Source organism: Exiguobacterium aurantiacum (genome assembly GCF_001766415.1).
GTDB classification, from domain to species: Bacteria; Bacillota; Bacilli; order Exiguobacteriales; family Exiguobacteriaceae; genus Exiguobacterium; species Exiguobacterium aurantiacum_A.
Genome location: NZ_MKXO01000001.1, coordinates 1,127,962 through 1,139,918, shown reverse-complemented (window position 1 = coordinate 1,139,918; position 11,957 = coordinate 1,127,962). Strand labels below are relative to the sequence as shown.

Below are 11,957 nucleotides of genomic sequence, written 5' to 3'. Positions count from 1 at the left end.
ATAATAGCGCTTACAAGATTGATTATACGATGAAACCGCTTGCACGAGATATGTACACGTTGCACAAAAACAGTTACTCAGATTTGTGCAACGTGACAATCAGTTGGAGTAAACTCGCATCATAAAACTGACGAGCGTCATATCCTGTCAGTTCATAGAGCCGATCGAGCCGGTAATTGAGCGTGTTCCGATGCATGAACAGCGCTTTCGCCGTATGGGACACGTTCAGCGAGTGGGCGAACAGCGCCTCTAACAATTCGACGCTCGTCTTATCGAGTATCGAATACGCCGCCTCGGTCAATTGGAGACGTGTGGCAAAAGTCTCATGGTCTTGTAGCAAGTAATGGTATAATAATTGACTAGCAGGGTAAGTTTTAGTAGGGAGTTTCGCGAACGGGCGCAACGTCATGTGTTGATGGTAAAGCGTCCCCAACACACCGAGCGGCCGCTCACTAAAGATGACGTGCGCTTCGACGTAGCAGTCGCTCGCGCCGGCACGCAATACATCCTCGAAATCAGACAAGTCGACGAGTTGGTTCATCTCAATGATTTCAACGTGATGTCGCGTCATGACGACAATCTCCGCTTCTGGCATGAAGTCGTGTAATATCTCTAAAAATTGCTCGAGCGATTCCCTCTCTTGATAGTGGAGCGATAGCGACAACAGACGGAACGGTTGCGCGATCCGATACGAATCGGTGAGCAGGCGGTTTTGCCATTTTTCTTGACGGGGGTCGGCGGTCGTCAAAAACGGTGTCGCCGACCATTCGAGCAGTTGCCGTTCACGCTCGTTCAACTCGGTTTTTGGCAAGCCGAACACGGTCCCATCCTGTGCTTGATACCAAGCATAGTCTCCGGATGCGTCTTCCGACCGATGGACAACGGTCGGGAAAATCGATTTAATACGATCAAACGTAGTCAACACAATCACCTCTTCAACAATGTATCATATTTCAGAACGGGGGCAGGCAGTTTGGATAGTCTACTAAAAATATTCATCATGATCGCCATTGGGGCGACAATCGGGGGAGTGACGAACTTCCTCGCCATCAAAATGTTATTTCGGCCCCACGAGCCAAAGTATATCGGAAAAGTCCGAGTACCGTTCACACCGGGGTTGATTCCGAAACGCCGCGATGAGCTGGCGACGAGTCTCGGCAAGACGGTCGTGAAACACTTGTTGACGCCTGAAGGGATGCGGAAGCGCCTGCTCGACGAACAAGTGAGCGGCCACATCACCTATTTCGTCCAAGAGGAAGTCCGGACGATGCTCCGTTCGGACAAGACGATCCGTACACTAGTCGAACCGCTTTACCCGGACGCCGAGTCGCGTGTGTTGACGGAAGCGGACACGAAACTCCGTCAAGAGCTCCGGCTCGTGCTTGCTGACGTCAAGTCACGCAAGCTGTACGAACTGCTCGGTGAGGACGGGATGGACCGTGTCCGTGACGTGATCCCGGAAATCGTCGACGCGATGCTCGTCAAATCAGAAGAGTATTTCTATTCGGCGGAAGGAGAGGCTCAGCTGCGGTATATGGTCGACTCGTTCGTCCAACGCCGGCTCGGTTTTATCGCCGGGTTCATTCAAAATATGAACTTCGTCGAGATGATTCGCCCGGAGATTGTCAACATTTTACGTGGCGGGTCGACTCGGTCCGGAATGGCGACGATGATCACGCGCGAGTTCGAACGGTTCAGTGAGCGTACGGTCGACACACTCCTAGATGAGCGGTTAGAAGACCGATTGATCGATGGGGTGACGTCAGAAGTCATCACCCGTCTCCCGGTCGGCGAATTGCTCGACCGGACCGTCTATTCGTATACACGAGACGTCGAGACGCGCATCGTCGACGATCTCGTCCCGAACGGGGTTCGGCTCGTCATCGAGCGGTTCACCAATCAAATGGAGACGGTGATGGACCGTCTGAAAATCGATCAAATCGTGCAAGAGCAAGTCCGATCGCTCGATACGTCGTACCTCGAGGAGATCGTCTTATCGATCTCGAAACGGGAGTTCCGGGCAATAACATGGCTTGGAGCGCTGTTAGGTGGTATGATTGGGTTGATTCAAGGGTTGATTGCCATCGTTTGATCGGCCACGGCCCTAATAGTATTTAGGAGGACGTCACATGTCACAAACAAACTTGTACGATCATGCTAACCAATTGGAAAAAGCACTTCGCGAATCTGAGGAGTTCACAAATCTCTCTTCATTATACGATCGTGTCAATGCGGATGCAGAAGCGAACCAGTTGTTCGCTGACTTCCGTGATATCCAAATGACGCTTCAGCAAAAGCAAATGCAAGGCGAAGAAATCTCAGAACAAGAGATGATGGATGCTCAAACGAAAATGATGAGCGTTCAACAGAACGAATTGATCATGGAGCTCATGCAAGAAGAGCAACGCATGCATCAACTGGTCACAGAAGTGACAAAAATTATCATGAAACCACTTGAAGAGCTATACGCTCCGATGGTTAATGAAAACGAAGTTCAATAACACCTGTGCGGATGGCTTTCGAGCCATCCGTTTTTTTGTTGACCGACTTGTTAAATTCGTTATGATAGCGCTTACATATTATAGGGTATAATAACCTTGTATATCAATTCACAAGAGAGGGTGGGCGTCATGGTCACCTTGTTCATATTAGCGGTCATGATCATCTTTTTCATCGGGGGCTGGTTGCGGGCCGATCTCGTCGCACTCGTCGGGCTGGTCGCGCTCGTATTGACGCAGCAACTGTCGCCTGTCGAGGCGATGGCAGGTTTTTCGAATCCGGTCGTCTTGATGATCGCCGGATTATTCATCGTCGGAGCGGGCCTGTTTCATACAGGACTCGCCGAACGGCTTGGCGCTGGGCTCATTCCTTATGCGAAAGGGAGTGAGGTGCGTCTATTTCTCGTTCTGATGGTCACCGTGACGTTTCTATCGAGTCTCATGTCGAACACGGGGACGGTCGCGCTCTTGATCCCGGTCGTTCTCGCCATGTCGAGACAAACCGGTACGAATCCGGCAAAACTGTTAATGCCGCTCGCGTTCTTTTCAAGCATCGGCGGGACGATGACACTCATCGGCACCCCACCGAACCTTGTCGCCGCCGAGGCGCTCCGTGGTGCCTCAGTCGGAACGCTCGGTTTCTTCTCGCTACTGCCGATCGGGTTCGCCGCCGCCGTCGTCGGGCTGCTCTACTTTTATGTCATCGGGAACCGGCTACTCGATGCGGGCGAGGTTCGTTCGGTCGTCGTAGCTCGTCTGCCGATGCCCGAGTTGAACATCTACGCGCTCACGCTCACGAAAGGTCATCCGCTCGTCGGGAAAACGCTCCGAGATGTGAAGTGGTCACGTGACGGTTTGATCGTTCTCGGCGAAAAGCGAAAAGGGCTCGCGCATCGACTCGTCACGGCCCGAGCCGATACGGTGCTCTATGAGGGACGTGTCCTCGTTAGCGGGGCAGAAGCGGATGTTCGACGCGTCGCCCGTCAAGAGGGGGTGGTCGTTGAATCGATGGAGCTGAAAGATATCTACGGGAAAGAGTCAGGCGTCGCCATTTTCACCGTCCCGTCTGATAGCCCGCTCATCGGTCACTGTCTCTCGGAAAGTCGGCTGCGGAATGACTACCGCTTGAACGTGCTTCAAGTCATCCGCCCGAACGAAGAAATTGCGATGACGCGGCTGAAAGACGTCCCGTTAGAGCGAGGTGATATGCTCGTGGCCCAAGGCGAGTGGGGCGATTTAGAAAAAGCGGGTGACGAGACACACTTGTTGCTCGCGAACGAGCGCGTGACCGATGTCGCCAACCGAGCTGTGTCCGAGCGCCATCAACTCGCGGCCGGTCTCATTATGCTAGTCATGGTCGTGCTCCTCGTCTTCGAATGGGTCGACCCGACCGTTGCCGTTTGGCTTGCGGCCATCGCGATGGTGCTGACGGGAGCGATCCGGCATATGGACGTTGCCTACGAGTCGGTCCAATGGTCGTCGCTCCTGTTGATCGCCGCCATGATTCCAGTCGGGACCGCACTCGAAAACGCGGGTGTCATGGCCTGGCTCGTCACATGGATCAGTGAGTCGTTCGGGCGCGCTGGTCCGGTCTGGGTGCTTGTCGCCATCTTCGTCGCAACGATGGTGCTCAGTCAAATCATCTCCAATACGGCGACGGCCGTCTTATTCGCACCGCTCGCCTTATCGCTCGCCGCGTCACTCGAAGTCAGTCCGGTACCGCTCGTCGTCGCCGTCGCCGTCGCGGCATCACTCGCGTTTATGACGCCGTTCGGCTCACCGACGAACGCAATGGTGTTCAGTATCGGCGGCTATCGCTTTTTCGATTTCGTTAAAGTCGGTTTGCCGCTACAAATGATTGTCGCGGTCGTCGCAATTTTTTCGATTTTATTCCTCTTTCCATTCTGAAAGAGGAAATTTTTGTTAGTTGACGAATAAGTTGAAAACAACGAACTGATGAGGTGGAGAGATGATGTGGAAACGAATCGGGATCCTCCTGTGCGTCTTCTTCCTGGCGGCTTGCTCGAACGCCAACGAAAAACCGATGCTCGGAGAGGACGCCAAGCTGGCGAAGCGTTACCTCGAGGAGAAAGGATATGAGATTGTTTCTTACAAGGGAGGGGACACGTCACGTTTCGAGAAGGAAGACCTTCTCGATTCACCTGTGCGAGATACTTGGAGCGTCCAGACGACGCCACCGGACGACTATATCGGGCGTGACATTAAGCGAGAGCATTTCGTCGTCCGTAACCATCTGCTCGATGATCAGTACGAGCTCGGACAGACGAACGTCTTAGTCCTAATTGATGACGGGGACATCATCGGCGGGACCTCATTCCCTGATTCAAAGGAACCGCTGATGGGGGCACCTTATTCACTGGATGGGAAGACGGCGGAAGAGCTACATCCCGATTATATGGACTGGCGCGAACAATGGGAGACTAAATATAGCGAATGAACAAAGCGCCTCGGGGTTCCCGAGGCGCTTCGCTGTTATGAGGCCGTGCCTTTTAGTTTGCCTGGTAGCTTGCACCGCTCGAAATAGATGAGTTGTCCTTGGCGGACGATGCGCGCCCCTTTATGATCATGACCGGCTTCATGAAGCATCGCTAACCCTGTCGCTTTGCCGTCTTCGTCGTTCGTTGCCTCGAATGAATCGTTAAGTAAAATCGTGCCGTCATTCTCGAACGCGGTGACTGTGTACATGTTCAAGCGGATCCCCCCTTTCCTTTCATTGTACTGAATCACTATTCATTCTTCAAGCGATGGTTTCGTTAGTTCGTCGAACGTGAGCTGACGGCCCGTCTCCGTTCGGGGGATCAAATCGGAGACGGTCATGCCGATCAGACGGACCGGTTCATTGATGGCCATCTCGTCGAACAAGCGCCGGGCGAGCCGTTTGATCTCGTCATGGTCATGGGTCGGGTGGTTCAGCTTGATCTGGTGACTGCGCGCTTGGAACTCGCTCGTCTTGATTTTGATCGTCACGGTTTGACAACTCAATTCGCGGCGGTCGAGCTGCTGCAACACGTCTTCGATCTCAGGGATGACGCGCTCATACACTTCCTCCGGATCGTCGAGGTCAAAGGCGAACGTCGTCTCCGAGCCGATCGACTTGCGTTCACGGGTCGGGACGACGGGACGGCTGTCACGTCCGTGGGCGAGTTCATATAACTGGACACCACGGTCATGGCCGAGGATGGCCTTCAACTGTTCAGGTCGCGATTGCTGGATGTCGGCAATCGTTTCAAACCCGTGCTTGAACAAAGTCTGGGCGGTCACTTTTCCGACACCGTGCATCGTCGTGATCGACAGCGGGGCGAGGAACGACTCGACTTCGTCCGCGGCGACGATAGTCAGGCCGTTCGGTTTGTCGAACCCGGAGGCGATTTTGGCGACGAACTTGGACGGGGCGACGCCGGCGGAAGCGGTCAGTCCGGTCCGGCGTTTGATCTCGCCGAGAATGTAGCGCGCCACGTAAGGCGCCGACGTGCTCATGAGTGAATTCTCGGTGACGTCGAGATACGCTTCATCGAGCGATAGCGGCTCGACAAATGGCGTCACAGACTTGAAGATCTCCATCACGTCTTGGCTCACTTGCCGATACGCCTGAAAGCGCGGCTTGACGAACGTCGCTTGCGGACAGAGTGCGAACGCCCGACGTGACGACATGGCGCTATGCACGCCGTATTTTCTAGCCTCATACGAACAGGTGGCGACCACTCCACGACTGTGAGGGGCGCCACCGACGATGACGGGCTTATTTCGCAAATGAGGGCGGTCCCGTTGTTCGACGGATGCATAGAACGCATCCATATCGACGTGTATGATTAAACGTTTCATCGGCATCTCCTTTCCGTTTCAATCGACTCCTTTCATTATAGCGAACTTTTGTTCGTTTTTTTACTGTTTTGTTTTCTTTCGTTGTTTCTCCATTTGGTTTTGGTTACGGATTTGATTCGGAAATTGTAACAGAGAACCGATCCATTTTTTTTGTTTCAACCATGCATAAATAAAGCCCGTGAACAGGACGATCATGAACCAAGCGAATAGATAACCGAGCGGCCATTCGAGCTCCGGCATCTGTTTGAAGTTCATGCCCCAGACGGCACCGAAGGCGACGACAGGCGTCGTCAGCGCCGTGAAGACGGTCAACGCCTTCATGATTTCGTTGCCGCGAAAGTTTGATAGCGTCGAGGCGAGATCGGTCAAGGCGATTACGTCGCCTTGGTAGTGTTCAATTAACGTTAACAGCCGGTCGACACGGTACTCGGCAAGGCGATAAGACTTCAGCTCATTCAACTTTATGTCGAGGAACGCCTCTCGTCCCGCCATCAGTAGCTCGCGGTACGGGACGACCGTATCTGACCAACGTTCGATTTCACTCCGCAGCCCAAATATTTCGTTCATGAATTCAGGCGGAACTTGACCGCTCATTTCACGCTGTGACATCATCAGGCGTTCCTCGTATTCATCGATCCCATGGAAGTAATAGTCCATCTTTTCAGCGAGTAGGTCATAGAACGCTTCAATCGGTGTGGCATATTGTTTCGCTGCGACGCTATCGCAATACAGATCATCAAACCCGATCGTCCATAAAAAGTCACGCGTCACGAAATAATGACCGATTTTCTGCGGTTCGCGTTCGATCTGCTCATAGTCGAGCGTGAGCGAACCGTACATATAGTCCTGCTCGACGATGATTTTCGTCACTTTGGCCGTCGTCAGTTGTTCGAGCCAATACGTGTACGCCTCCGCATAGTGGTCGTCAACGTGTACGATTTCCTCAGGTCGTGTGTACCAAGTCCAATTCATCCTTCATTCCCCCAATGTTCGTCTCTCCTCAAGTATTCCCGGTTTACCGAGAAAGTTGGCATCTAGAGCGAACTTTCGTTAAGATGGAAGTACTGACAAGAAGAGAGGTGCTTTCATTGACGACTAAAATCGGTCAGCTCAAAGTGGGCGACACGTTAAACCAATATGTAATGATCAAACAATCATATCGAGGGCTCGCCGGGAACGGGAAGCCTTATCTGACGCTCGTTTTATGCGATGAGAGCGGCGAGATCGAGACGAAGGTGTGGGATAGCGCCGATACCGAGAAGTACGGGACGAAAAAGATCGTCCACGCCTCAGGAGAAGTCATGGACTATCGGGGCCGGACGCAGCTCAAACTGAAGCAGATCTCGATCATCGAAGGGGAGACGGACATCGCACCGTACGTCCGCTCTGCGCCGATCCCGAAGTCGGAGCTCGAGACGACGATCCGGGCGTATATCGACGCGATCAGTCACGAGGGTATGCGGGAACTCGTGACGACGATTGTCGACCGAAACGAAGAGGCATATTTCACGTATCCGGCGGCGGTACGCCATCATCATGCGGTCTATTCAGGGCTCGCGTTCCACGTCATGTCGATGCTCAAACTGGCCGGAACGATGTGTGACTTGTATCCACAGTTGAACCGGGACTTGCTCGTCTCAGGTGTCGTCTTGCACGATTTGGCGAAAGTCATCGAGCTGTCGGACGCGATCACCCCGGAATATACGCTCGAAGGCAAACTGCTCGGTCATTTGTCGCTCATGGCGTCCGAGATCGAAGTCACGGCCCGCGAGCTCGGGACCGATCGTGAAGTCACGACGCTGTTACAACATCTCGTCTTGAGTCACCACGGGAAGCCGGAGTGGGGCTCGGCGAACGCGCCGCAACTTCCGGAGGCGGAAATGCTGTTCTTCATCGACAACATCGATGCGCGGATGAATATGTTCGATAAGGCGTTCGAAGGTGTCGAGCCAGGAACGTTCACAGAACGGCTCATGGCGCTTGATAACCGGGCGTTCTACAAACCGAAGCTATAAAAAAGGCAGGCATCCCGCGGGACGCCTGCCTGTTGCTTATTGTTCTGTCGACTCTTCGGCCGGTGCTTCTTCTGATGTTCCTTCTTCTTCCGCTTTGAGTGCGTCTTTTACTGCGTCGAACTGTGTTGAGGCTTTCGCGTCTTTCACGTCAACGTTGTATTTTTCGATCAACTCAGCGTAGATTTTGTTGGCGTCGACTGAAGCTGCTTTTTCAGTCGCCAATTCTTCACGGATGCGATCTTTCTCGTCCTCGAGCTTGAGGTCTTTTTCTTTACGGTCTACGACTTTGATGACGTGGAATCCGAATTGTGATTGGACCGGCTCTGAGACTTTACCGACGACATCTTCTTGGAACGCGTATGCTTCGAATTCAGGAACCATGGCGCCGGCTGAGAAGTAACCGAGGTCGCCGCCTTTTTCGCCTGAACCAGTGTCTGTTGATTTTTCTTTCGCGACGTCTGCGAAATCAGCGCCATCGTTCAACTCTTTGATGATGGCTTGCGCTTCTTCTTCCGTCTCGACGAGGATATGGCTCGCCTGGACTTCAACGTTCTCTTTGGCGAATTGTGCTTCGATTTCTTCGTCCGTCACGTCGACGAGTTCAGACTTCGCAGCATCGACGAGCATTTGGCCGCGGAGTGCCTCTTTGAACTCATCCGTGTCTGCCATGCCAGCCTGTTGGATCGCTTGTTCGAACTCTTCTTTCGAATTGAACTGCTCTTCCGTCTTGCTGAATTCTTCGTCGACTTTCTCTTGCTCGACTTTGTCGCCATACTCTTTTTCAAGAAGTGCGTTCATCGTTTCTTGGAAAGCGAGTTGTGGGACCATACGGTCGTAGCTCATGTCCGCGATTTCACCGCGCGTGATTTCGCCACCTTCGAATGAGACAACAGCTGAGTTGTCAGAAGATCCGCCGCTCGTTGCAGCGTACGTACCGCCTACACCGATGAGAAGCGCGATTGCCGATGCGCCGACAAGGGCACCAGTTGAAAACTTTTTGTTTTGTTTGTTTGGTTCATTCGTCATTCCGTTTGACATATATTCCACCCCTAAAAATCTATAAGTTTCTATGTTCGACTATACCACATTTTGTTAATCATGACAGCTGTTCGATTACCTGTGTAGTATCATAGCACAGAAACGTGTCGTATAATGATGAAAGAGAATGTGAAATGATGGGGTGGGAAACGTGTCGCTAGAGGAGAAAGTTAATCAGTTGTCTTTTCAGATGGAGCTGTTGCTCGGACTAGTCGATTGGTCGAGTCGGCCGTTTGAATATGAAGTCATCAAAGCAAACTTGACGAAAGAAGAAGTTGCGGACTTCTATAAACTGCTCGACGAAATCAACAATCAACAAAACGAGCAAAGGCGTTACGGCTTGTCGTCCGTAGAGCCTCTGCTCGTCAGTTTCGTCGGGATGTTGCATCCGTCGTTAGACCCTGGGGTCATCTTGGCGGCGTGCGTTAAACAAGGGATCGCTCTCGAAATCACAGAGCCCCTTTACGCGCACGTCAAGCTTCTTTAGTCAGCTCGTCATCTTCGGGACGACGGCCTGCCTCTTCAGAAATCATTTTTGATGTTTCAGCGAAGATGTCCATAAAGTTGTCGCCGTAAAGGCGGCGGACGATGGCCGTGATGTCCGTCAAGTCCGGGAACTTCCCGTATAACTCCTGCAACGGGAGCGAGGCACGGAACACACCGTTCTCTTCAGGGTCGAACGCATGAATCGTTTCGAGCAAGAGCGCTTCGCCTTCAGGCGTCAACTGTACATAAGTATTACGTTTGTCCGTTTCTTTTTTAGAGAACGTGAGGAGACCACGATCTTCTAATTTTTTCGAAAAGTTGAACGCGGTCGATACGTGCATCACGCCATATTTCGCAATCTCAGAGATTGAGGCGCCACCGAGCGCGTGGGCGATCCATAAAATATGATGCTCGTTTATGTTCAAATCGAAAGGCTTGATCCAGTTCTGCCAGTCTTTTTCGACCGTCTTCCACAATGCTTTACTGAGCTGAATGATTTTATGACTATAGAGCATGGCCTCAGGGCCAGAGAATTCTTTTTCATGTTCCATCTCAATTCATCCTTTCCGGATACAAAGTGACTAAAACGACGGACGATGCCTAAAGACCGGTCAGTCGGTCTTCTTCGCTTTCGCTTTGGTCATATCTGACTGTACGTTTGAAAGCTCGTTTAGGTTTCCTTGGATCTGCTCGATTGAAGGCTGAATGTCTTGTTGATAGTGTTCGACCTCGGCTTTCACTTGATCCGTCAATTCTTTGCCTTGCAACTTACCAGCCGCCACCACTTGTGAAGCATCTTTGGCAACTTTTTGGAATTGTTCTTTCAACGTAGTGATTGTAGACGCCCGATGCTGATTCGATGCGGCATCGTTGGCTGTTCCACGAGCAATCTTTTTCACTGTCGCCACGCCTAAAAACGCTACGACAAAGCCAAAAGCAACCCACTCGCGACGATTGTGACTCGACAATACATTCCCCTCCTCAAGCACGATAATGCTAGAATACATTCTTTTCATATTATTTTACCAAAAAAGAGAGATTAAAAACCTATATCTCAAATAAAATTTTTCAGAACATTCAATTTTGACCGAAAAATCATTTTATTTTAAAATGAGGTCAAAGGAAGGTGACCTCCAGTGGACAAGCAAAAGCGTTGGTTCGATGACATGCTAGACTTGTACAACGCGGCGAAACAACTGGGAGATGACCCTTGGGCACATAAAATAATGGAAGCACTCGAGGCGGGATACGAAGCGTCAGAACAGAACGAACAGACGCGTAAACAAACTTTGCTTGAAAAGCGACTTTTTGAAATCGACACCCGTCTAAATGTATTAAGAAAAGAGTTCGAACAAGCGGAGTCTGTCAAATCTCGTCAGCAACTGTATGAACAGGCGATCAAATTGCAAATAGAACGGGCTCAAATCGAAGAAGAGCGGAAGCGGCACTTCAATTCGATCAACTCGTCATGACACACATGAAAGCGGACCAGGCTCTCGGAGGAGTCTGGTCCGCTTGTTTCGTTCAAACACGTTGTTTGATTTGAGCCGCGAGCGTGTTCATTTCTTCTGGCGTGTACGCATCGTTATGGGTTTCCCATTTCGCGTCGAAGCCGTCTTCTTGGCCGTAGCGCGGGAGCAAGTGAATATGGAAATGGTACACCGTCTGACCGGCGATTTGTTCGGCGTTCGAGAGGACGTTCATCCCGATTGCGCCCGTTTCGCGTTGAATCGCGCTCGCGATTCCCGGGACTGCTTTAAAGACGTCACTTGCGACGTCACTCGGTAGTTCGTAAATGTTTTTGGCATGATGTTTCGGGATGACGAGGGTATGGCCTTTCGTCACTTGGGAAATGTCGAGAAAAGCGACGACGTCATCATCTTCGTACACCTTGTAAGAAGGGATGTCGTTGTTGACGATTTTACAAAAGATACAATTGGCATCGGTATGCATCGTATTTCCTCCATTCATGAAATGACTGATCGATTTCATCATAACACGGAAGTTCAGGCGAAAGAATGATTGTCCTCGTTCTCACGTCATCCTACAATAGAAGGACAAGAGAAAGTGATAGGAG

Annotated in this window: 15 protein-coding genes; 7 read left to right on the top strand and 8 right to left on the bottom strand. The window is 51.6% G+C overall.

Annotated elements, in window-relative coordinates; translation table 11 throughout:
• Window positions 1–73: 73 nt before the first annotated feature.
• Window positions 74–925 carry a PucR family transcriptional regulator gene (locus BJU60_RS05750; protein WP_070327879.1) on the bottom strand — a complete coding sequence of 284 codons (852 nt, stop codon included), beginning with the start codon at window positions 923–925 and terminating at the stop codon, window positions 74–76.
• 75 nt (window positions 926–1,000) lie between these two features.
• On the opposite strand from BJU60_RS05750, the gene BJU60_RS05745 reads away from it, so the two are divergent.
• The 4 genes from BJU60_RS05745 to BJU60_RS05730 all read left to right on the top strand — a co-directional run bounded on the left by BJU60_RS05745 (window position 1,001) and on the right by BJU60_RS05730 (window position 4,956).
• Window positions 1,001–2,092 (top strand): DUF445 domain-containing protein, encoded by a 1,092-nt coding sequence (locus BJU60_RS05745; RefSeq protein WP_070327980.1) that lies wholly within the window; start codon window positions 1,001–1,003, stop codon window positions 2,090–2,092.
• Between the two features lie 37 nt (window positions 2,093–2,129).
• The gene (locus tag BJU60_RS05740; protein WP_016510204.1) at window positions 2,130–2,501 is read left to right on the top strand and encodes a YlbF family regulator; all 372 of its coding nucleotides are present in this window, start codon (window positions 2,130–2,132) and stop codon (window positions 2,499–2,501) included.
• A 129-nt stretch (window positions 2,502–2,630) separates the two neighbouring features.
• Window positions 2,631–4,406 carry an SLC13 family permease gene (locus BJU60_RS05735; protein ID WP_070327878.1) on the top strand — a complete coding sequence of 592 codons (1,776 nt, stop codon included), beginning with the start codon at window positions 2,631–2,633 and terminating at the stop codon, window positions 4,404–4,406.
• A 61-nt stretch (window positions 4,407–4,467) separates the two neighbouring features.
• Window positions 4,468–4,956 (top strand): hypothetical protein, encoded by a 489-nt coding sequence (locus tag BJU60_RS05730; RefSeq protein WP_141737220.1) that lies wholly within the window; start codon window positions 4,468–4,470, stop codon window positions 4,954–4,956.
• Window positions 4,957–4,991: 35 nt separating this feature from the next.
• Here the strand turns inward: BJU60_RS05730 and BJU60_RS05725 are convergent, their stop codons facing one another.
• Genes BJU60_RS05725 through BJU60_RS05715 form a run of 3 tightly spaced genes read right to left on the bottom strand, consistent with a single transcriptional unit; the run spans window position 4,992 to window position 7,313 of the window.
• The gene (locus BJU60_RS05725; RefSeq protein ID WP_254281656.1) at window positions 4,992–5,204 is read right to left on the bottom strand and encodes a YhzD family protein; all 213 of its coding nucleotides are present in this window, start codon (window positions 5,202–5,204) and stop codon (window positions 4,992–4,994) included.
• Between the two features lie 45 nt (window positions 5,205–5,249).
• On the bottom strand, window positions 5,250–6,347 hold the full coding sequence (dinB, locus tag BJU60_RS05720) for a DNA polymerase IV (RefSeq protein WP_070327875.1): 1,098 nt from the start codon (window positions 6,345–6,347) through the stop codon (window positions 5,250–5,252).
• 54 nt (window positions 6,348–6,401) lie between these two features.
• Entirely contained in the window at window positions 6,402–7,313 is a 912-nt protein-coding gene (locus tag BJU60_RS05715) for a magnesium transporter CorA family protein (protein WP_070327874.1), read from the bottom strand.
• An 83-nt stretch (window positions 7,314–7,396) separates the two neighbouring features.
• Here BJU60_RS05715 and BJU60_RS05710 point away from each other — a divergent pair, with 83 nt between their 5' ends.
• Window positions 7,397–8,356 carry an HD domain-containing protein gene (locus tag BJU60_RS05710; RefSeq protein WP_070327873.1) on the top strand — a complete coding sequence of 320 codons (960 nt, stop codon included), beginning with the start codon at window positions 7,397–7,399 and terminating at the stop codon, window positions 8,354–8,356.
• Window positions 8,357–8,392: 36 nt separating this feature from the next.
• Here the strand turns inward: BJU60_RS05710 and BJU60_RS05705 are convergent, their stop codons facing one another.
• Window positions 8,393–9,394 (bottom strand): peptidylprolyl isomerase, encoded by a 1,002-nt coding sequence (locus tag BJU60_RS05705; protein ID WP_070327872.1) that lies wholly within the window; start codon window positions 9,392–9,394, stop codon window positions 8,393–8,395.
• A gap of 142 nt (window positions 9,395–9,536) precedes the next feature.
• On the opposite strand from BJU60_RS05705, the gene BJU60_RS05700 reads away from it, so the two are divergent.
• Window positions 9,537–9,881, top strand: a complete 345-nt coding sequence (locus BJU60_RS05700) for a DUF1878 family protein (protein WP_083274001.1) — start codon at window positions 9,537–9,539, stop codon at window positions 9,879–9,881.
• On the opposite strand, the gene BJU60_RS05695 is transcribed toward BJU60_RS05700, so the two are convergent.
• Both BJU60_RS05695 and BJU60_RS05690 read right to left on the bottom strand, forming a co-directional pair.
• Window positions 9,868–10,431: an HTH-type transcriptional regulator Hpr gene (locus BJU60_RS05695; protein ID WP_070327870.1), complete on the bottom strand. Its 564-nt coding sequence runs from the start codon at window positions 10,429–10,431 to the stop codon at window positions 9,868–9,870. The two genes, BJU60_RS05700 and BJU60_RS05695, sit on opposite strands and share 14 nt — an antisense overlap.
• A gap of 60 nt (window positions 10,432–10,491) precedes the next feature.
• The gene (locus BJU60_RS05690) at window positions 10,492–10,848 is read right to left on the bottom strand and encodes a hypothetical protein (RefSeq protein ID WP_254281649.1); all 357 of its coding nucleotides are present in this window, start codon (window positions 10,846–10,848) and stop codon (window positions 10,492–10,494) included.
• Between the two features lie 168 nt (window positions 10,849–11,016).
• On the opposite strand from BJU60_RS05690, the gene BJU60_RS05685 reads away from it, so the two are divergent.
• On the top strand, window positions 11,017–11,352 hold the full coding sequence (locus BJU60_RS05685; RefSeq protein ID WP_070327869.1) for a hypothetical protein: 336 nt from the start codon (window positions 11,017–11,019) through the stop codon (window positions 11,350–11,352).
• A 52-nt stretch (window positions 11,353–11,404) separates the two neighbouring features.
• On the opposite strand, the gene BJU60_RS05680 is transcribed toward BJU60_RS05685, so the two are convergent.
• Complete coding sequence (locus tag BJU60_RS05680; protein WP_070327868.1) at window positions 11,405–11,833, bottom strand: HIT family protein; 429 nt, start codon at window positions 11,831–11,833, stop codon at window positions 11,405–11,407.
• Window positions 11,834–11,957 lie beyond the last annotated feature (124 nt).